This window comes from Kitasatospora sp. NPDC023176, assembly GCF_055560495.1.
In genome coordinates, this window is sequence record NZ_JBVHIP010000015.1 from 180673 (window position 1) to 198745 (window position 18073).

Annotated in this window: 21 protein-coding genes; 15 read left to right on the forward strand and 6 right to left on the reverse strand. The window is 71.7% G+C overall.

Going from position 1 to position 18073, the window contains the following annotated elements; genetic code table 11:
* Positions 1 to 117: 117 nt before the first annotated feature.
* Positions 118 to 678, forward strand: coding sequence for a hypothetical protein (locus ACZ3YL_RS21815; protein ID WP_465659178.1), 561 nt, complete (start codon positions 118 to 120; stop codon positions 676 to 678).
* 139 nt (positions 679 to 817) lie between these two features.
* On the opposite strand, the gene ACZ3YL_RS21820 is transcribed toward ACZ3YL_RS21815, so the two are convergent.
* Positions 818 to 1456, reverse strand: coding sequence for a TIGR03085 family metal-binding protein (locus tag ACZ3YL_RS21820; protein WP_188302398.1), 639 nt, complete (start codon positions 1454 to 1456; stop codon positions 818 to 820).
* Positions 1457 to 1559: 103 nt separating this feature from the next.
* Between ACZ3YL_RS21820 and ACZ3YL_RS21825 the strand changes: the two genes are divergently transcribed.
* A complete protein-coding gene (locus ACZ3YL_RS21825) occupies positions 1560 to 2864 on the forward strand; it encodes an aminotransferase class I/II-fold pyridoxal phosphate-dependent enzyme (RefSeq protein WP_465659180.1) in 1305 nt (434 codons plus the stop codon).
* Between the two features lie 468 nt (positions 2865 to 3332).
* Positions 3333 to 4643, forward strand: coding sequence for an aspartate--tRNA(Asn) ligase (gene aspS, locus ACZ3YL_RS21830; RefSeq protein WP_188302400.1), 1311 nt, complete (start codon positions 3333 to 3335; stop codon positions 4641 to 4643).
* Between the two features lie 69 nt (positions 4644 to 4712).
* Here the strand turns inward: aspS and ACZ3YL_RS21835 are convergent, their stop codons facing one another.
* From ACZ3YL_RS21835 to ACZ3YL_RS21850, 4 genes are all read right to left on the reverse strand, one after another.
* Positions 4713 to 5516, reverse strand: a complete 804-nt coding sequence (locus ACZ3YL_RS21835) for a protein kinase family protein (RefSeq protein WP_465659183.1) — start codon at positions 5514 to 5516, stop codon at positions 4713 to 4715.
* 69 nt (positions 5517 to 5585) lie between these two features.
* Positions 5586 to 5720: a hypothetical protein gene (locus ACZ3YL_RS21840; protein ID WP_465659185.1), complete on the reverse strand. Its 135-nt coding sequence runs from the start codon at positions 5718 to 5720 to the stop codon at positions 5586 to 5588.
* The gene (locus tag ACZ3YL_RS21845) at positions 5717 to 6778 is read right to left on the reverse strand and encodes a radical SAM protein (protein WP_465659187.1); all 1062 of its coding nucleotides are present in this window, start codon (positions 6776 to 6778) and stop codon (positions 5717 to 5719) included. The genes ACZ3YL_RS21840 and ACZ3YL_RS21845 overlap by 4 nt, the downstream gene beginning before the upstream one ends.
* A 47-nt stretch (positions 6779 to 6825) precedes the next feature.
* Positions 6826 to 7554, reverse strand: coding sequence for an ATP-binding protein (locus ACZ3YL_RS21850; RefSeq protein WP_465659189.1), 729 nt, complete (start codon positions 7552 to 7554; stop codon positions 6826 to 6828).
* 190 nt (positions 7555 to 7744) lie between these two features.
* Between ACZ3YL_RS21850 and ACZ3YL_RS21855 the strand changes: the two genes are divergently transcribed.
* A complete protein-coding gene (locus ACZ3YL_RS21855) occupies positions 7745 to 9091 on the forward strand; it encodes a tetratricopeptide repeat protein (protein WP_465659191.1) in 1347 nt (448 codons plus the stop codon).
* 71 nt (positions 9092 to 9162) lie between these two features.
* Positions 9163 to 9621 carry an NUDIX domain-containing protein gene (locus ACZ3YL_RS21860; protein WP_465659202.1) on the forward strand — a complete coding sequence of 153 codons (459 nt, stop codon included), beginning with the start codon at positions 9163 to 9165 and terminating at the stop codon, positions 9619 to 9621.
* A 260-nt stretch (positions 9622 to 9881) separates the two neighbouring features.
* Here the strand turns inward: ACZ3YL_RS21860 and ACZ3YL_RS21865 are convergent, their stop codons facing one another.
* Positions 9882 to 10460 carry a hypothetical protein gene (locus ACZ3YL_RS21865; protein ID WP_188302401.1) on the reverse strand — a complete coding sequence of 193 codons (579 nt, stop codon included), beginning with the start codon at positions 10458 to 10460 and terminating at the stop codon, positions 9882 to 9884.
* 122 nt (positions 10461 to 10582) lie between these two features.
* Between ACZ3YL_RS21865 and hisI the strand changes: the two genes are divergently transcribed.
* The 10 genes from hisI (at position 10583) to trpA (ending at position 17892) form a co-directional block, all read left to right on the forward strand.
* Entirely contained in the window at positions 10583 to 10957 is a 375-nt protein-coding gene (gene hisI, locus ACZ3YL_RS21870; RefSeq protein WP_188302402.1) for a phosphoribosyl-AMP cyclohydrolase, read from the forward strand.
* A gap of 35 nt (positions 10958 to 10992) precedes the next feature.
* Entirely contained in the window at positions 10993 to 12513 is a 1521-nt protein-coding gene (locus ACZ3YL_RS21875) for an anthranilate synthase component I (RefSeq protein WP_188302403.1), read from the forward strand.
* Positions 12514 to 12533: 20 nt separating this feature from the next.
* The gene (locus ACZ3YL_RS21880) at positions 12534 to 12995 is read left to right on the forward strand and encodes a Uma2 family endonuclease (RefSeq protein ID WP_188302404.1); all 462 of its coding nucleotides are present in this window, start codon (positions 12534 to 12536) and stop codon (positions 12993 to 12995) included.
* Positions 12996 to 13021: 26 nt separating this feature from the next.
* Complete coding sequence (locus ACZ3YL_RS21885; protein WP_465659194.1) at positions 13022 to 13627, forward strand: TIGR02234 family membrane protein; 606 nt, start codon at positions 13022 to 13024, stop codon at positions 13625 to 13627.
* 148 nt (positions 13628 to 13775) lie between these two features.
* Positions 13776 to 14054, forward strand: coding sequence for an HGxxPAAW family protein (locus ACZ3YL_RS21890; protein WP_188307477.1), 279 nt, complete (start codon positions 13776 to 13778; stop codon positions 14052 to 14054).
* Positions 14055 to 14140: 86 nt separating this feature from the next.
* Positions 14141 to 14581, forward strand: coding sequence for a DUF2752 domain-containing protein (locus tag ACZ3YL_RS21895; protein WP_317621286.1), 441 nt, complete (start codon positions 14141 to 14143; stop codon positions 14579 to 14581).
* A gap of 214 nt (positions 14582 to 14795) precedes the next feature.
* On the forward strand, positions 14796 to 15602 hold the full coding sequence (gene trpC / locus ACZ3YL_RS21900) for an indole-3-glycerol phosphate synthase TrpC (RefSeq protein WP_188307476.1): 807 nt from the start codon (positions 14796 to 14798) through the stop codon (positions 15600 to 15602).
* A 9-nt stretch (positions 15603 to 15611) separates the two neighbouring features.
* Positions 15612 to 15761, forward strand: coding sequence for a tryptophan biosynthesis modulator TrpM (gene trpM, locus ACZ3YL_RS21905; protein ID WP_167395798.1), 150 nt, complete (start codon positions 15612 to 15614; stop codon positions 15759 to 15761).
* Between the two features lie 53 nt (positions 15762 to 15814).
* Positions 15815 to 17065: a tryptophan synthase subunit beta gene (trpB, locus tag ACZ3YL_RS21910; protein ID WP_188307475.1), complete on the forward strand. Its 1251-nt coding sequence runs from the start codon at positions 15815 to 15817 to the stop codon at positions 17063 to 17065.
* Between the two features lie 2 nt (positions 17066 to 17067).
* Entirely contained in the window at positions 17068 to 17892 is an 825-nt protein-coding gene (gene trpA, locus ACZ3YL_RS21915; RefSeq protein WP_188307474.1) for a tryptophan synthase subunit alpha, read from the forward strand.
* The last annotated feature ends 181 nt before the right edge of the window (positions 17893 to 18073 follow it).

Sequence of the window (18073 nt, forward strand, 5' to 3'; positions counted from 1 at the left end):
CCGGGCCCGCGGGGCCGGAACCGCGCAATCGTCCGGAGTGCTCCGCCGCTGTCCTACGCTCGTCCCAAGCGGCCGCAGCCGCGGACGAACTCGACTATCCGGCAAGGTGGTTCAGCGATGACGGAGCAGAACGCCGATGACGGCGAGGTCACCTACGAGCAGGTGACGGTGGTCTCCCTCGCGGCCTTCGCCCCGGTCGGCCCGGCCCGGACGGCGGTCCGGGTCGTCCGCGAGGGCATGACGGTCAAGCGGGTCGCGGGCTACTGGGTGCGCTGGGACGAACGCCGGGCCGGCGAGGAGCTCCGCCACCACGCGCGCTGGGTCCCCGAGGAGGAGTACGTCCAGCCGGACACCGGCAGCCTGGACGGCACGCTCGTCGTCACCGTCGCCGCGTACTGGTCGGACGCGGACGGAGCCTTCCACCGCCGGCCCAGCACCGAGACCGCGGTGACCTTCCGGCCCGGCGAGACCACGTACGAGCTGGTGCTGGAGCAGCCCGCCCCGGCCGGCCCGTCCGCCCTCTCGCTGCAGCTCGCGGACGCCCGCTGGCTGGGCGACGGCGACGGCGGGCCGATCCACTACGGCTTCGCGGGCGCCACCGAGGCCGAGCCGGGCAGCGAGGGGGAGTGGCTGGTCCGCCACCCGGAGCGCGGCACCGGGCCGGTCGACCGGCGGTAGGGCCCGGTCGACCGGCGGTAGGGGCGCCGCCCTGGCGCTGTGGTTCGTGCTGGACCTGCGCGCGCCTCGTCCGGCCGGCCGGTCCTCGCGCGCCTCGGTCCGCTTCCGTTTGCCTCGGCGCGTCGAGGGGCGACGTCGCCTACGGGAGCGGCAGGACGTGCCGGAGGGCCTCGACGGCGTTCGGGTCGCCGTCGACGGTGAGGTCGGTGCGGGCGCCGCGGCCGTAGACGAACAGGACCAGCTCGCCCGGCTCGCCGGTGACCTGGACGGTCGGGGCGCCGGCCGGGCCGACCGTCAGCGACTGCCCGTCCGGGCGGGTCAGGGCCAGGCGCACGGGGGAGCGGCGGCCCGCCTCGAAGCGGGCGATCATCGGCAGCCGTCGCCACAGCGCCTCGGACCGGCCGGGCGGCACCGGTCGCGCGCTCCACTGTTCGCCCGCCCGGGCGACGTCCTCCGCGTGCACGAAGTACTCCACGGTGTTCGCGGCCTCGTCCGCACCGGGCAGCGCGAACAGCGAGAACACCGGCGGCCCGGCCCGGAACAGCCGCACCAACTCCTCGTACGGCCGCTCCGCGTACCCGTCCTGCACCCGCTGGGTGTGACCGGCCAGGGCGCCGACCCGGATCCCGGCCGCGGCATCGGCACGGCGCTCCCGGATCACCAGGTGGGCGGCCAGGTCCCGGGTGCTCCACCCGGCGCACAGCGTGGGCGCGTCCGGCCCGGCGTCGGTGAGCAGTTGGGCGAGGCGGTGGCGTTCGGCGAGTGCATGGTTCGACATGCCGCAAGCCTAGGGTGCCGCTGCCCCCTACTCCCGTAACCTCCTCGGACCTGCGGCGTTTATCCCATGGTCCGACCACCCCATGGTCTGAGGGGATTGCACTATGGCCACCGTGCCGTACCAGAGTTCCGCCGACACCGCCGAGCGGCTGATCGCCGAAGCGATGAGGCAGGGCACCAGCCATCTGGCGACCGGGCTCGACGCGCCGCCGGGCACGTATCTGCGGATCGGAGGCCGGGACCTGCTCAACTTCGGTACCTGCGGTTACCTCTCGCTCGAGCAGGAGGAGCAGATCCGGCGTGGCGCCGTGGACGCGACCGAGCGCTTCGGCGTTCAGTTCTCGGTCTCACGGGGGTATGTGGCCTCCGGCCTGAACCTCGAACTCGAAGGACTGCTACGGGAGATGTACGACGGTCACCCCGTGCTGGTGTACTCGTCGACTTCGCTGTGCCACATCTCCGTGCTGCCGGCGCTGCTCGGGGCCGGCGACCTCGCCGTGCTGGACCAACAGGTCCACTTCAGCGTCCAGACAGCGGCTCAGCTCGGGCGGCAGCAGGGGGTCGAGCTCGCCATGGTGCGGCACAACGACCTCGGCGCGCTGGAGCGCAGGCTGCGGCGTGCGGAGGGCACCGGCGAGCGGGTCTGGTACCTGATCGACGGCGTGTACTCGATGTTCGGCGACGTCGCTCCGGTCGAGGACCTCGCCCGGCTGATGGCGGCGTACCCCGCGCTCCACCTCTACGTCGACGATGCGCACGGCATGAGCTGGTACGGGCGGCACGGTGCGGGCTACGTCTTCGAGAAGCTCGGCCGGCACCTGGGTGGCCGCGTGGTGCTCGTCACGACGCTCGCCAAGGGCTTCGGGACCATCGGCGGCGTCGCCGTGTTCCCCACCGAGGAGGCGTTCCACCGGGTGGAGGTCAACGGTGGACCACTGATGTACTCCCACCCGCTGCCGCCCCCGATGCTCGGGGCCGCGATCGCCTCGGCCCGGATCCACCTCTCCGCCCGGATCGGGGCCCTCCAGGCGGAGCTGGCGGAGCGCCGGGAGTACTGCAACGAGCTCCTCGCCGCGGCGGGCCTGCCCGTCGTCTCCGACCCCAGGACGCCGGTCTACTTCATCGGACTCGGAGAGCCCGAGGTGAGTTACGGCATGGTGCGGCGCGTGCTCGACGACGGGTTCTACGTGAACCAGTCGTCCTTCCCGCTCGTGCCGCTGAAGAAGTCGGGCCTGCGCTTCACCCTCACCCGGCACGTCGGCCGTGACCACATCCGGGGACTGGTCGAAGCCGTGGCGCACCACCTCCCGCGGGCACTCCGGGAGGCCGGGCGCACGATGGCCGACGTCCGGACCGCTTTCGGTCCCATGCTGCCCAGGGCCGGCGCGGCCCCGGCCCGGTCGGACTGATCGACTCCGTGCCGCGTGCCCCGCCGCACCGGCGGGGCGCGCGGTTCCGGGCACAGGTCACGTCTTCGCCGTCACGGCGAGTCCCTCGGGACCGGCGGCCACGGTCACTCGCACGGTCGAGCTCACGGCAGGTCCTCCCACCCATGTGTGGGGTTATTCGATTGCCGTGGCCGCCACACACTCCGTATCCTGCTGGGCAACGCGTCGACGGAGACGAGTAGCCAGGGATCACGCGAGCAGAGAGAGCCGCCGGAAGCTGTGAAGGCGGCCTCGCGCCCCGAGGCGAAGACCCTCCCGAGCGCGGGGAGGAACGACCCCACCCGGGTCCAATGCCCCGCCGGCCGGCCCCCGTCACCGGGCCCGAACGAGGCCGCCACCTGTGTGGCGGCGAAAGTGCGGTGGTACCGCGAGTCACCCTTCTCGCCCGCACTCCCAAGGGATCATGACGATGTCCTCCGGAGGACCTCAATGATCCACAGCCGCGTCCGTGTCTCCGAACTGCGAGAACACCTCGGCCGTACCGTCTCCGTCTGCGGATGGGTGAACACCCTCCGCCTCCAGCGCACGATGCAGTTCGTCCTCGTGCGGGACGCCACCGGCCTGGTGCAGGTGACCCACAAGCGGGACGGCGGGCCGCTGGAGGCCCGACTCGAAGCCCTCACCCCCGAGTCCGCCGTGCGGATCACCGGCCGCGTCGTCGACGCCGCACAGGTCAAGCTCGGCGGCCTGGAGCTCGTCCCCGAGACGGTCGAGATCCTCAACCCGGCCGCCACGCCGCTGCCGATCGACGACCACACCGGCCTGGAACAGCGGCTCGACTGGCGCTTCCTGGACGTGCGCCGCCGCCCCGCCACCCAGCTGGTGTTCGCCGTGCAGACCACCCTGGAACAGGGCATGCGCGAGTACGCCTACGCGCAGGGCGCCACCGAGATGCACACCCCCAAACTCATGGGCACCGCCTCGGAGTCCGGCGCGGAGGTCTTCGAGCTCGGCTACTTCGGCCGCAGCGCGTACCTGGCGCAGTCGCCCCAGTTCTACAAGCAGATGGCGATCGCGGCCGGCATCGACAAGGTCTTCGAGATCGGTCCTGTCTTCCGTGCCGAACCCTCCTTCACCTCCCGGCACGCCACCGAATTCACCGGCGTCGACGTCGAGTTGGCCTGGATCGACGGCGTCGAGGACGTGATGGCCTTCGAGGAGCAGATGCTCGCCCACGCCATCGCCAAGGTCGCCGACACCCACGGCGAGGCGATCGCCGAGCACTTCGGCGTGGAGGTCACCGTGCCCACGACGCCCTTCCCCCGCATCACCATGGCCGAGGCGCACCGCATCCTGCGCAAGGGCGGCTGGGACCCGGAGGGGGTCAAGGTCGACCTGGACCCGGAGGGCGAACGGGCCATCTCGGCCCACCTCAAGGAGGCCACCGGGCACGAGTTCGCCTTCATCACCCACTACCCGGTCGGCATCCGGCCCTTCTACCACATGCGGCCCGCCGACGACCCGAGCGTGACCCTGAGCTTCGACCTGCTGTGGAACGGCCTGGAAGTCACCACCGGCGCCCAGCGCGAACACCGCCACGACGTACTCCTGGAGCAGGCCGCCGAGAAGGGCATGAGCCCGGAACCGATGCGGGACTACCTCAACACCTTCCGCTACGGCTGCCCCCCGCACGGCGGCCTCGGCATGGGCCTCGGCCGGGTGCTGATGGTCCTGCTCGGCCTGACCTCGATCCGCGAGGCGACCTTCCTCTTCCGCGGGCCCAACCGGCTCACCCCGTAGGCGGGTTGAGCCTGCGCCCCACGGCCCGACGCCGTGGGGCGCAGGCTCGGTGGCTGACCGGTTGGCTCTTCAGGACCGGAAGTCGGCCCATAGTCGAGCCGCCCGGTGCAGCTCGGCGGTCCAGGGGTCGGGATCGTCTCCGGCGATGTCGGCCCACATCCGGGCCTGAGCCTGCGCGAAGGCGTTCACCATGAGCGGGTCGCCGGTCTCCCAGGTGGGGACCCTGGCCGCCCAGGCTTCCCCTGTGGCCGGGCTGTAGTTGCCTGCGGCGATCAGCCAGATCACCCATAGGGCGGCGTCGATCCATGGGGCGCCGCGGGTCGCCCACGCCCAGTCGACCAGTAGCGCGCGGTCGCCCTGGACCAGGACGTTCGCGTCGTTCAGGTCGGTGTGCAGCAGCGAATCGCCGGCGAACCGGGCCAGGATCTCCGGATCGTCCACGTAGGCGGCCCATCGCTGCTCGGCGTGACGAAGTGCGATCGCGGGACACGGGGTACGGGCGAGCCGGCTGAGGGCGTCGACCATCAGCTCCAAGTCCCCGAGCGCCTTGTAGTCGGCGTGGCGGGCCTCGACGTATTCGAACGCGACGAGGCTCCAGCCGTCGACCTCAAGGTGCCAGAGCAGTGCGGGAGCGAGACCTGCCAGATGGGGGCTGATCTCGGCCTCACGCCGCTGCGTCCACGCGCGCGGGTGGCTCGACCGCATCCCTTTGACGAAGGCAGCGCCCTTGGAGGTGGTGAGTTTGACGGCGATCTCGGAGTTGAACCCGGTCGAGACGGTCTCCGTAGCGACCACTGGTGTGCCGAGGCGGGCGGCGACGGCCCGGTGCACGGAGTCGGGGAGGTCCGCCCAATGGATGCGGATGGTGGTCACGGCCTACAGGCTCCCAGAGTCGGTTCGAAGGCCGACGGCAACTGGGCCGTCGGCCTTCGAGGTCGTGCGCTACCGGTACGGGTTGTCGTCGCTGCACCCGGGGAGGGCGTCGGCGCCGAAGGCCTCCATGTCGTCGATGAACGAGATCTCGTCCTCGTCGTCCTTCGTGCGGGTGGCGGTCATCTCGATCATGACAGCGGTCATCCTGCGCTTCCTTTCCGTACGTGCTGGCAGTAGGTGTTCAGTGGTGCCTTCGCCTCCTGGTAGCGCTTGGCCAGCGGTCGGCACACCGAGCAGTTCTCGGAGAGCTGGCAGCCGGAGCAGCCACCGGTGCGAAGCATGAGGCGATCGGCGATCACGCCGAGCCGGCCGAGGCCTGGTACGCCTTCAGTCATGAGGTCGATCTGCTCGTCTCGGCCGACCTTGCAGATCGAGGCCTGCCCGTGCGGGTCGACGTGCAGGAAGGTGTGTCCGGCGTTGCACCCCGCGAACCGTTCAAGCGGTTTCAGGTGCGTGGGCGACTGGGACGCCAGCGATTCGGCGCCGCCGTAGATCGTCGGCGACATGTGGGTGTACTCCTTGTAGGGGAGCCCGAGTCGGCCGGCCATCGCGCGCATCCCGGGGTGCTCGTGCGCGTTCTGCGCGGTGACGATCAACGCCAGTTGCAGGGGAAGGCCGGCCTCGATCCCGGCGATCAGGCCGCGCGCGACCCGTTTGAAGGCGCCCCGGCGGCGGGTGAACGAGTCGTACGTCTCGGCGGTCGCCCCGTAGAGGGAGACGGTGACCCTGTACGGCCGGCCGACGGTGAGTGCCTCCAGCGTGGCGGGGTTCGACAGCCGGGTGCCGTTCGTCAGGACCTCGGTCATCATCCCCAGGTCGTGCGCGAGTCGGCACGAGGCGGCGAAGTGGGGGTCGATCAGCGCCTCGCCCCCGGTGATCTGGAGCCACAGCACTCCGGCGTCCCGAAGGGTCAGGAGCAGCCGCTGCTTGCCAAGGGCATTGAGGCCGGCGAACCGCTTCTCCCCGAGGTAGCAGTGTTCGCAGTCCAGATCGCAGCCGAGATTGATCTCCCAGCTCGCCCGGCTGTGCCCGTACACGGGGGCGTCGCGGATCAGAACGGTTTCGTCGACACGTCGAGGGGCCAGCTCGACGCCCCACCGTGCGCGGGCGGCGTCGGAGAGCCAGGACGGAAGATCACGCCTGGAAGTGCGGGCTTGCTCCAGCTCCCGGAACCGCCGCTCGGGCAGGTTGATGCCCTCCAACCGGCCCGGCCGCAGCAGAACGAAGCAGTCGAGGAACGGACTCGCGATCAGGTCATGCAACGTACTCCTCCTTCAATCGGTGGTTCTGCGTCGGCAACCGCGCGGGCAGGAAGGTCGGCTGCGCACAGGACTCGAAGGTGCGCCTCAGCGACCGACCTGGTGTAGAAGCGCCTGATCCGGTCCGAGGAGCCAGGAACGCGCATGTACTTGTGCTGCTCATGGTCGTAGATCCCCCAGCACTCCAGCAGGCGGAAGTGGGGGCTCCGGCAGTCGATCAGGCGGACTTCGTACTGGGGCGCAGGGAAGGGGGTGGCATGAACCTGAGCCGCGAAGACCAGTGCGGCGAGCCGGGCGTCCCCCGTCACGGATTGGTCGGGCGTGACCTCGAACCACACCACCTTGCCCGCGCCCTCCGGGTGCCAGCCCCAGGAGTGGGCCAACGCCTCCACCAGGACGAGGCCGCGGCCGCCGGTGGCCAGGTCGCCGACCGTGTTCCTTGCCGGCGGCTGCGCACTCCGGTCCGCGATCTCGACCCGCAGGCGCACGCCGGTCCACCGGACCGTGACCCGGCAGGGCTCCCCGGTGTGTTCAACGGCGTTGGCCAGCAACTCGTCGGCGCACAGCTCCACGTCCCGCAGCGATGCCTCGGAGAGCGGTACCGGCCAGGCTTGAAGTGTGCGACCCATCGACTGCCGGGTGGAACGCACTGCGGCTGTTTCCGGCTGTACGTCCCATGTCTTCCACCTTGAGAGCGCAGTGCAGTCGTCGGTGTTCATCAGTCCTCCCAGGCTGAGGAGTTGATCGGTGAAGCGGTGAAAGGCCGCTTGGCGGGCCGACCCTGAGAAGCCGGGCGTGACGCTCCAGGCGGCTCACGTTCAGTGAACCGGGACCGGCGGCACTGTCGGTAGGCTTGTTGATACGTAGAGTGGTTTACGCGGTTTACACCTCGACCCCAGGGGATCGATCGTGGCTATTCGCCGGGAGCCCAACCAGCGCCTCAGAGAGGCGGTTTCGACTGTCGGATGGACCTACGAAGCGTTGGCCAAGGCCGTGCGGCGCGTCGGCGCGGAGAACGGCGAGACGCTGCTCACCAACAAGTCCGCCGTGGCTCACTGGATCAGCGGTGCGCAGCCCGCGGGGCAGGTGGGCCAGTACGTCGCGGAGGCGCTGTCCCGCCGCTCGGGGCGTCGGATCACGCTCGCCGATCTCGGTTTCGCCACCCCGGAGGAGTCCTTGGCGGCCAGCAGTGATCCGGTCGAGGCGGCTGCCAACCTCGGTCGCGCGGATGTCGAACGACGCACGTTCCTCGCGGTTGCCGCATTCACTACCGCAGTTGTGGCCATGCCGCTGCGTTACGACCCCGAGCCGATCTCCCGTCTGATGCGGGCTCGGACCGGCATGGCGCGGGTGGGTTGCGAGGAGATCGAGGTCGTCAGGCAGATCACTGCCGTATTCAGTGCGGCAGATGAACGGCTCGGTGGTGGACACGGGCTGACCACGGTGACCGCATACCTCGCCGATACGGCTGCTCCGATGCTCAACGGCCGCTTCCCCGACGAAAGAACGCGGCGGCGAGCCTTCGGAGCTGTGGCTGAACTCGCCTACCTCGCCGGGTGGAAGCACCACGATCTCGGCCAGGAGGGCGCGGCCCAGCGCTACTATCAGGTCGGCTATCAGCTCGCTGTGGAGGCGGATCCACACGGCCACGCCGGATGGATGATGCGGGCCCTGGCCCATCAGGCGCTCAGCCTCAAGCAGCCCCGCCACTGTGTGGCGCTGATCGAGAACGCACTCGCCCGGAGCGTCGGCCGGGTGGACGGAAGAACCGAGGCGCTCCTTCACATCACCCACGCCCGCGCCTTCGCGGCTACCCTCGACAAGTCCGCCGCGGCCAGGGCACTGCTCGTCGCAGAGAACGCCCTCGTTCGGGACGGTGACCCGCAGGCCGGCTTCTCACTCGTCAGCGGCCCGGCAGCCGGCACCGTCGCCAGTCATACGGCGCGCACACTCACTGACCTCGGAGACCACACGGGAACCGAACACCAGCACCGTGCCGCGCTGATCCGTTGGGACGCGGAGAGGTACAAGCGGGTTCACGCCCTCACCTACGCGGACCTGGGGGACAGCATGGCGGCGCAGGCCAGAGCGGACGAAGCGGTGGCGACCTGGGGGCGCGCGCTCGAGCTCATGGACGGCATGACCTCGGACCGGACGAGAAAGGCGATCTCATCAATCCGCCCCCACTTGGCGATCTACCGTAGACGCGGTGTTCCGGGAGCCGTTGACCTGGACCGCCGCGCACGCGAGCACTGACATAGCAGCCACACCGCAGGAAGGACCGGACCGACGTGACTCAACCGACCGTCGAACAGACCGCCGCTCTCATGCCCGCTGCGGAGTCGATGACCCTGCTGGTCGCCGCTGTCATCGTCCACGACCTCGAGGCCCGGCGCGTCATTCTCCTCCGACGAGGGCCCAAGGCCAAGTTCGCGCAAGGCATGTGGGACCTGCCCGTCGGCAAGAGCGAACCTGGCGAACCGATTACCGAAACGGCGGTCCGCGAACTCAAGGAGGAGACCGGACTCGTCGTAGCTCCCGGGGACCTGAACTTGGTTCACGTCATCCATGGGGCTCGGGGTGTCGAGGCACCCAACGGCTTCCTGACCGTTGTCTTCGCGGCCCACCGGTGGTCCGGCGAACTCGTGAACCGGGAACCAGCGAAGCATTCGGATGTTGCGTGGACCGGCGTCGACGTCGTACCGGAGGAGTTCGTTTCCACGACCAGGGAAGCTCTGCTCGGATATCTCAACAACGGTCCGAGCATCTCCCTTGACTCATGGTAGGGGTGATCGAGGGTTCTTCTGCCCCACGTCGTGATGCATTCCCTCGCCAATAACCTTGCGGCCGTCTCTTTCTCTGTATAGGGCGTCGATATGGCCGATTCTCATGCAGAGAAAGGGCGGCAGGTAGTTTCGTCGCTTCTTCGGCGTTGCCGAAGAAGCGACGGGCCGATGAGGAAGACCATTGAGTTGGAGTGCTGGCTGTAGTGCTGGCTGTTCTTGGTTCGGCGGCCCCGGCCAATCGTGGCCGGGCCGGTGTCGGCTCAGGGGTGGAGCTGGGCGGTGAGCTTGGGGCCGCCCGGCTTGTTGCCGGCGGTGAGGGTGCAGGTGTAGTCGCGCCAGCCTTGCTGGTAGTTGGCCAGGGCGGGGCCGAACTGGCGGGGGTAGTAGGTCTTGCCGTCGGGCTGGTGGGACTTGGCGGTGGTTTCGGCGTCCTTGCAGCCGTCGCGCATGGCGAGGGCGATGGGGATCTCGCCGGTGAGGTTGTCGGGGAGTTTGAGGTCGGCGATGGCCTCGCCGTCGTGGTCGCCGGTGCAGGGGCGTTGTTCGGCCTTGGTGATGACGGGGCTGAGCTGGGGGTGGTCGAAGCAGGTGCCCACCGGGAAGAAGGCGTACGGGGGTTGGGGCTTGGTCGGGGTGGGCGTGGGAGTCGGGGTCGGGGTCGGTGTCGGGGTGGCGGTGGGGGTGGGCGGGGCCGCGGCGGGCTTGCGGTCGTCCTCCGGCCAGAGCAGCACGGTGGCCACCACCGCGAGCAGTACGGCCAGCACGGCGGCGACGGTGATCACCAGGCTCCGGGGCGGACGGGTGGCGGCGGCTTCGGGCGGCTGCTGCTCGGAGGTCATGGCCCGAGGATGGCCCACGGGGGCCGCGCGCGGCAGGTGGTTGGCGGAAGTGGGCCCGAACGGGACGCCTGCGAACGGCCCGCGAACGGTTCGCCGCCCGGAGGGGCTGACACAATGGCCCCATGTCCACCACACCCGCCGCCCCCGGCACCACGTCCCTCGACGCGGCGATCGCCGCCCGCCTCAAGCGCACCGAGGACGGCCTGCTCCCGGCCATCGCGCAGCAGTACGACACCGGTGAGGTGCTGATGCTGGGCTGGATGGACGACGAGGCGCTGCACCGCACGCTCACCACCGGCCGCTGCACCTACTGGAGCCGCAGCCGCAACGAGTACTGGGTGAAGGGCGACACCTCGGGCCACGCGCAGGCGGTCAAGTCGGTCGCGCTGGACTGCGACGGCGACACCCTGCTGGTGAAGGTCGACCAGACCGGCGCGGCCTGCCACACCGGCGACCGGACCTGTTTCGACGCCGACGTGCTGTTCCAGACCTCCTGACCCCCAGTCCACAACCCCAGAAGGTGCCGCCCCGCATGGACCTCGAAGCCTTCCGCAAGCTCGCCGTCGACACCCGGGTCATCCCCGTCACCCGCAGGCTCCTCGCGGACGGCCTCACCCCGATCGGCCTGTACCGCAGCCTCGCCGAGGAGCGGCCGGGCACCTTCCTGCTGGAGTCCGCCGAGCAGGGCAGCTGGTCGCGCTACTCCTTCGTGGGCGTGCGCAGCGCGGCCGCGCTGACCGCCGGCCCGGACGGCGAGGCCCGCTGGCTGGGCACCCCGCCGGTGGGCATCCCGACCGGCGGCGACCCGCTGGAGGTGCTGCGGGCCGCCCTGGAGGCGCTGCACACCCCGCGGCACGCCGACGACGGCCTGCCGCCGCTGACCGGCGGCCTGGTCGGCTACCTGGGTTACGACATCGTCCGCCGGCTGGAGAAGCTGCCCGACCTCAACCCGGACGACCTCAAGCTGCCCGAGCTGACCATGCTGCTGGCCACCGACCTGGCGGTGCTCGACCACGCGGACGGCACGGTGCTGCTGATCGCCAACGCCGTCAACCACAACGACCTGGCCAGTGGCGTGGACGAGGCGTACGCGGACGCGGTGGCGCGCCTGGACGCGATGGAGGCCGGTCTGCTGAAGCCCGTCGACCCGGGCCTGGCGACGTTCACCCCGGCGGGCCCCGGCGAGGTGCGCTCGCCGTTCGGCGGGGAGCCGTACCGGGCGGCGGTGGAGGAGATCAAGGAGCGGATCCGGGCCGGCGAGGCCTTCCAGGTGGTGCCCTCGCAGCGTTTCGAGGCGCCCTGCCCGGCCTCCGCGCTGGACGTCTACCGCGTGCTGCGCACCACCAACCCGAGCCCGTACATGTACCTGTTCCGCTTCCCGGGCCCGGACGGCGGCGCCGAGGGCGGCTTCGACGTGGTCGGTTCCAGCCCGGAGGCGCTGGTCAAGGTCACCGACGGCGAGGCGATGGTGCACCCGATCGCGGGCACCCGGCACCGGGGCGCCACCCCGCACGAGGACGCGGCGCTGGCCGCCGAGCTGCTCGCCGACCCCAAGGAGCGGGCCGAGCACCTGATGCTGGTCGACCTGGGCCGCAACGACCTCGGGCGGGTCTGCGAGCCGGGCAGCGTCGAGGTGGTCGACTTCATGCAGATCGAGCGCTACAGCCATGTGATGCACATCGTCTCGACGGTGACCGGCAGGGTCGCCCCGGGGCGGAGCGCCTTCGACGTGCTGACCGCCTGCTTCCCGGCCGGGACGCTCTCCGGCGCGCCCAAGCCCAGGGCGATGCGGATCATCGAGGAGCTGGAGCCCACCCGGCGCGGGCTGTACGGCGGTTGCGTCGGCTACCTGGACTTCGCCGGGGCCTCGGACACCGCGATCGCGATCCGCACCGCGGTGCTGCGCGACGGCACCGCGTTCGTGCAGGCGGGCGCGGGCGTGGTCGCCGACTCGGACCCGCACGGCGAGGACACCGAGTGCCGCAACAAGGCGGCCGCCGTGCTGCGGGCCGTCGCCACCGCCAATACGCTGCGGAGGCCGGAACTGTCCTGAGGCGTGAGGAGGCGGCCGGGATGCCCGAGGTGCCGTACGACGAGCTGCGCTGGGGGGTCGTGTTCGGCGCGGCCGTCCAGGTCGAGGGTGAACTCGGGGTCCGGGGGCGGGTGTTGTCCGGTGTCCTGGTCGACTTCCCGGCCGCCCACGGGCCGCTCGCCCCGGACCTGGCGGTGCTCGCCCCGGACGCCGTCCACCACGCCCGGGGCCGGTACGCCGCCGCCGACGTCGAGGCGGTGCTGGAGGTGTCGCACCCGGGCCGGGACCACGCCTGGGCGCGGGCCTGCGCGGAGAGCGCCGTGCCGCTGTACGTGGTGGTCGACCCGGCGGCCGCGGTCTGCACCGTGCACACCGCGCCGTCCCCCGGCGGGGTGTACCGGGAGGCCGAGCGGGTGCCCTTCGGCAACGACCTGTTCCTGCCGCTGGGCGGTCGCACGGTGGTGCTGCGGACGGACGAGTTCCCCACCCCGGGTACGGCGTAGGGCGTGGCCCGGGGGATAGTGGACGGGTGACCGCTGCAGACCAGACCCCCGCCCCCGACGCTCCCGCGACGCCCACGGCGGGCCGCCGCACCCTCGGCGTGATGCTGCTGCTGACCGTGCTGAGCGCGGTGCTGGTGCTGACCGCGGCCGGGCGGGTCTGGGCCGAGGGGCGGGCCGGCACCCTGGACGTGTCCGTCACCGGCGGCAGGATCTCCGAACTGCCCGGCGGGCTGGCCCTGGTGGGCCTGGCCGCGGCCGTCGCGGTGTTCGCGGTGCGCGGCGTCGGCCGGCTCGCGGTCGGCGCGCTGACTCTGCTGGCCGGGCTGGGCGCGGCCGCCGCCTCGGTGGCCGGGGCCTCGGACACCGCCGCCCTGGACTCCGCCGCCTCCGGCAAGCTGGCGCTGGCCGGCTCGACCGCCACCGAGGTCTCGCACACCGCCTGGCCCTGGATCGCCCTGGCCGGCGGGCTGCTGCTCGCCGTGGCCGGGCTGATCACCCTGCGCTACGGCCGTGGCTGGCCGGCCATGGGCAGCCGTTACGAGGCGCCGACCCGCAAGGCCCCGGCGAAGACCGACACCCCCGCTGACCTGTGGAAGGCCCTGGACCGGGGCGAGGACCCGACCGCGCTCTGACGGTCCGCCGGTCCGGACGGCGGGTGTGACGCGATAGACCCGCCACCCGCTTTGGGCCGTCCGTATGTGGCCCGGCACAATGGAACCCGTCAACCCGCCGGCGGCCCCGCAGGCCCGGCCGGGCCCCGAGAGCCTAGGAGCACCATCGATGGCAGCAGCAGCACACGGCCACAACCCCGCCGCCTGGACCGGCGTCGTCATCTCCTTCGTCGGCTTCGGCATCGCGGGTGTCGCGATGATCCTGCCGTCCCCGCTGCTGGTCTGGGCCGGTCTGGCGGTCGTCCTGGTGGGCGGCATCGTCGGCAAGGCCATGTCGATGGCCGGCATGGGCAAGCAGCCCAGCACCAACGTCTACAAGTCGGTCGAGGAGCAGGCCGCGGCGCGCAAGGCGGTCATCGAGGCCCGCGCCGCCGCCGTCGCCGCCTGACCAGCGGGTATTCGCACAACCGAACGGCGGGCGCGCCACGCCCGCCGTTTCGTTCTGTCCGGGCCCGGCGCGGCACAATCGGGGGCGTGAACGCCGCCCCCGCCGCCTCCGCCCCACCGCCCGTGCTGCGCCGGATGAGCCCGCCGCTGGCCGCGCTGGCGGCGGTGGCCGTCCCGGCCGGGTACGTCGCGGTGGTGGACCCGAACGCCCCCGGGCACTACCCCGACTGCCCCTTCCTGACCGCCACCGGCTGGTGGTGCCCCGGCTGCGGGGGCCTGCGCTGCGTCCACGCGCTGGCCCACGGGGACTTCACCGGCGCGCTGCACGACAACGCGGTGGCCGTCCTGCTGCTCGGTGTCCTGGCCCTGCTCTGGCTGCGCTGGGGCTGGGCCGCGCTGACCGGCGGCCCGCCGGTCCGGGTGTCGGTGGGGGGCCGCCGCTGGGCGCTGATCGCCCTGCTGGTGCTGGTGTTCGCGGTGGTGCGCAACCTGCCGGTGGGGGCCGGGCTGGCGCCGCCGGTGGTCTGAGCGGCCCTGTCCGGCGCGGAGCCCGGGCGGCCCGCCCGGTGGAGAGCCGGTGAAGCCGCAGTTGGGAGCCGCCGTACGGAGCGTCCCGTTCCGCGAGACGCGAGCCGGGCGGATGCGCTGCGCGCACCCGGGTGCCGATACCATCGAAGGGCCGACGGGCCCCCGCCCGTCCGGCTCGCGCTGGCGAACCAGCAGAAATGATGGGGGCTCCTGAGTGAGTGTGCTCGACTCGATCATCGAAGGGGTCCGTGAGGACCTCGCCGAGCGGCAGGCCCGGGTCTCGCTCGACGAACTCAAGGCGCTCGCGGCCAAGGCCCCGGAGGCCAAGGACGGTGTCGCCGCCCTCAAGGGCGACGGGATCCGGGTGATCTGCGAGGTGAAGCGCTCCAGCCCGTCCAAGGGCGCCCTGGCCTCGATCGCCGACCCGGCGGCCCTGGCCCGCGACTACGCGGCCGGCGGTGCCGCCGCGATCAGCGTGCTGACCGAGCAGCGCCGCTTCGGCGGGTCGCTCGCTGACCTGGACGCCGTTCGCGCCGAGGTGGACACCCCGCTGCTGCGCAAGGACTTCATCGTCACCGCCTACCAGCTGTGGGAGGCCCGCGCCCACGGCGCCGACCTCGCGCTGCTGATCGTCGCGGCCCTCGACCAGCCGGCCCTGGTGTCGCTGATCGAGCGCGCCGAGTCGATCGGCCTGACCCCGCTGGTCGAGGTGCACGACGAGGACGAGATCAAGCGCGCGGTGGACGCCGGAGCGCGGATCATCGGTGTCAACGCCCGCAACCTGAAGACCCTCGAGGTCGACCGCAACACCTTCGAGAACGTCGTGCACGCCATCCCGGACGGCATCGTCAAGATCGCCGAATCCGGTGTGCGCGGCCCGCTCGACGTGATCAACTACGCCAACCTGGGCGCCGACGCGGTGCTGGTCGGGGAGTCGCTGGTGACCGGCAAGGACCCGCGGGCCGCGGTCGCCGACCTGGTCGCGGCCGGCGCCCACCCCGCCGTCCGGCACAAGGACTGACGCCGCCAGATGAAGATCGCCACCCGACTCGCCCCCGGCTGCCGCCCGCGCGGCTGCCGCGCGCCCGCACGCCGGGTGCTGGGGCGTCGGGTGCGGTACGTGATCGGCTGCGAGCCCGGACAGGTGCCGGGACGGCGATGGCGCGTGACGCACGGCTGACACCAGCCGATCAGACGTCGTTCGTCATCCATCTCCGTCCAAGGGAAACCACCATGTCCGAGAAGGACTACCTGCCCGGTGCCCAGGTGCCGGACGCGCGCGGCTACTTCGGCGCGTACGGCGGCCGCTTCATCCCCGAGGCGCTGGTCGCCGCGGTCGAGCAGGTCGCCGAGGAGTACGAGAAGGCCAAGACCGACCCGGCCTTCACCGCCGAGCTCGACGGGCTGCTCAAGGACTACACCGGGCGCCCGAGCCCGCTGACCGACGTGCACCGCTTCTCCGCCGAGGCGGGCGGGGCGCGGATCCTGCTCAAGCGCGAGGACCTCAACCACACCGGCTCGCACAAGATCAACAACGTGCTGGGCCAGGCACTGCTCACCCGGCGGATGGGCAAGACCCGGATCATCGCCGAGACCGGCGCCGGACAGCACGGGGTGGCCACCGCCACCGCCTGCGCCCTGTTCGGCTTCGACTGCACCATCTACATGGGCGAGGTCGACACCGAGCGCCAGGCGCTCAACGTCGCCCGGATGCGGATGCTCGGGGCCGAGGTCGTCGCGGTGAAGTCTGGGTCCCGGACGCTCAAGGACGCCATCAACGAGGCCTTCCGCGACTGGGTCGCCAACGTCGACTCCACCCACTACCTGTTCGGGACGGTCGCCGGACCGCACCCCTTCCCGATGATGGTCCGGGACTTCCACCGGGTCATCGGCGTCGAGGCCCGCCAGCAGGTGCTCGACCGGACCGGGCGGCTGCCCGACGCGGTGGTCGCCTGCGTCGGCGGCGGCTCCAACGCGATGGGGATCTTCCACGAGTTCATCCCTGACGCCGGCGTGCGGCTGATCGGCTGCGAGGCGGCCGGCGAGGGGGCTGAGACCCCCCGGCACGCGGCCACGCTGACCAAGGGCGACCCGGGGGTGCTGCACGGGTCCCGGACGTACGTCCTCCAGGACGAGGACGGGCAGACCATCGAGTCGCACTCGATCTCGGCGGGCCTGGACTACCCGGGCGTCGGGCCGGAGCACGCCTGGCTGAAGGACAGCGGGCGGGCCGAGTACCGGCCGGTCACCGATGATGCCGCGATGCAGGCGCTGCGGCTGCTGTCGCGCACCGAGGGGATCATCCCGGCCATCGAGAGCGCCCACGCGCTCGCCGGGGCGCTGGAGCTGGGCCGTGAGCTCGGGCCGGAGGCGACCATCCTGGTCTCGCTCTCCGGGCGCGGCGACAAGGACATGCACACCGCGGCCCAGTACTTCGGGCTCTACGATTCGCCGGCCGGCGGCGCGGCCGAGGGGGGTAAGTGATCATGGCTTCGAAGCTGAGCGCCAGCAAGCTGAGTGCCAGTCTGGCGGCTGCCAAGGGTGAGAACCGGGCCGCGCTGATCGGGTACCTGCCGGCGGGCTTCCCGTCGGTCGACGGCGGGATCCGGGCGGTCAACGCGCTGATCGAGGGCGGCTGCGACGTCGTCGAGATCGGGCTGCCGCACTCCGACCCGGTCCTCGACGGGGCCGTGATCCAGACCGCGGACGACATCGCGCTGCGGGGCGGGGTGCGGATCAAGGACGTGCTGCGGACCGTCCAGGAGGTCGCCGCGGCGCACCCCGGGACGGCGGTGCTGGTGATGACCTACTGGAACCCGGTCGACCGGTACGGGGTGGCCCGCTTCGCGGCCGACCTGGCGGCAGCGGGTGGGGCGGGGTGCATCCTGCCGGACCTGCCGGTCGAGGAGTCCGGGGAGTGGCGCAAGGCGGCGGACGAGCACGGGCTGGACACCGTGTTCGTGGTCGCGCCGAGCAGCAAGGACGCGCGGCTGGCCGAGGTCACGGCGGCGGGCAGCGGGTTCGTGTACGCGGCCGCGGTGATGGGGGTGACGGGGACCCGGTCAGCGGTCGGTTCGCTGGCCGAGGACCTGGTCGCCCGGACCCGGGCCACGACGGATCTGCCGGTGTGCGTCGGGCTCGGGGTCTCCGACGCGGTGCAGGCGGCGGAGGTCGCCCGGTTCGCGGACGGGGTGATCGTGGGGTCGGCGTTCGTCAAGCGGATCCTCTCCGCGGGGGATGACGAGGAGGCTGCGTTGGGTGCGGTGCGGGCGCTTGCGGGTGAGCTTGCGGTGGGTGTGCGGAGGCGCTGACGCGCGGTAGAAGTCCTGGCTGACGGCTCGTTGCCCTTTGGGGGGTGGCGGGCCGTTGGCGTTTTCCGCTGCGCGGTGAAGGGGTGTGTTCGTGGGGGTGGGCTCTCGGGAGGGTGGGTGGGTGCCGGGGGGGGGGCCGGGGGGGGGGGGGGGGGGGGCGGGGGGGTTGGGGGGGTGAGAA

Coding starts and splice junctions, on each gene's coding strand:
- ACZ3YL_RS21815 (WP_465659178.1), top strand. CDS start 118: ATGACGGAGCAGAACGCCGATGACGGCGAGGTCACCTACGAGCAGGTG.
- ACZ3YL_RS21820 (WP_188302398.1), bottom strand. CDS start 1,456: ATGTCGAACCATGCACTCGCCGAACGCCACCGCCTCGCCCAACTGCTC.
- ACZ3YL_RS21825 (WP_465659180.1), top strand. CDS start 1,560: ATGGCCACCGTGCCGTACCAGAGTTCCGCCGACACCGCCGAGCGGCTG.
- aspS (WP_188302400.1), top strand. CDS start 3,333: ATGATCCACAGCCGCGTCCGTGTCTCCGAACTGCGAGAACACCTCGGC.
- ACZ3YL_RS21840 (WP_465659185.1), bottom strand. CDS start 5,720: ATGACCGCTGTCATGATCGAGATGACCGCCACCCGCACGAAGGACGAC.
- ACZ3YL_RS21850 (WP_465659189.1), bottom strand. CDS start 7,554: ATGAACACCGACGACTGCACTGCGCTCTCAAGGTGGAAGACATGGGAC.
- ACZ3YL_RS21860 (WP_465659202.1), top strand. CDS start 9,163: ATGCCCGCTGCGGAGTCGATGACCCTGCTGGTCGCCGCTGTCATCGTC.
- ACZ3YL_RS21865 (WP_188302401.1), bottom strand. CDS start 10,460: ATGACCTCCGAGCAGCAGCCGCCCGAAGCCGCCGCCACCCGTCCGCCC.
- hisI (WP_188302402.1), top strand. CDS start 10,583: ATGTCCACCACACCCGCCGCCCCCGGCACCACGTCCCTCGACGCGGCG.
- ACZ3YL_RS21875 (WP_188302403.1), top strand. CDS start 10,993: ATGGACCTCGAAGCCTTCCGCAAGCTCGCCGTCGACACCCGGGTCATC.
- ACZ3YL_RS21880 (WP_188302404.1), top strand. CDS start 12,534: ATGCCCGAGGTGCCGTACGACGAGCTGCGCTGGGGGGTCGTGTTCGGC.
- ACZ3YL_RS21890 (WP_188307477.1), top strand. CDS start 13,776: ATGGCAGCAGCAGCACACGGCCACAACCCCGCCGCCTGGACCGGCGTC.
- trpM (WP_167395798.1), top strand. CDS start 15,612: ATGAAGATCGCCACCCGACTCGCCCCCGGCTGCCGCCCGCGCGGCTGC.
- trpB (WP_188307475.1), top strand. CDS start 15,815: ATGTCCGAGAAGGACTACCTGCCCGGTGCCCAGGTGCCGGACGCGCGC.
- trpA (WP_188307474.1), top strand. CDS start 17,068: ATGGCTTCGAAGCTGAGCGCCAGCAAGCTGAGTGCCAGTCTGGCGGCT.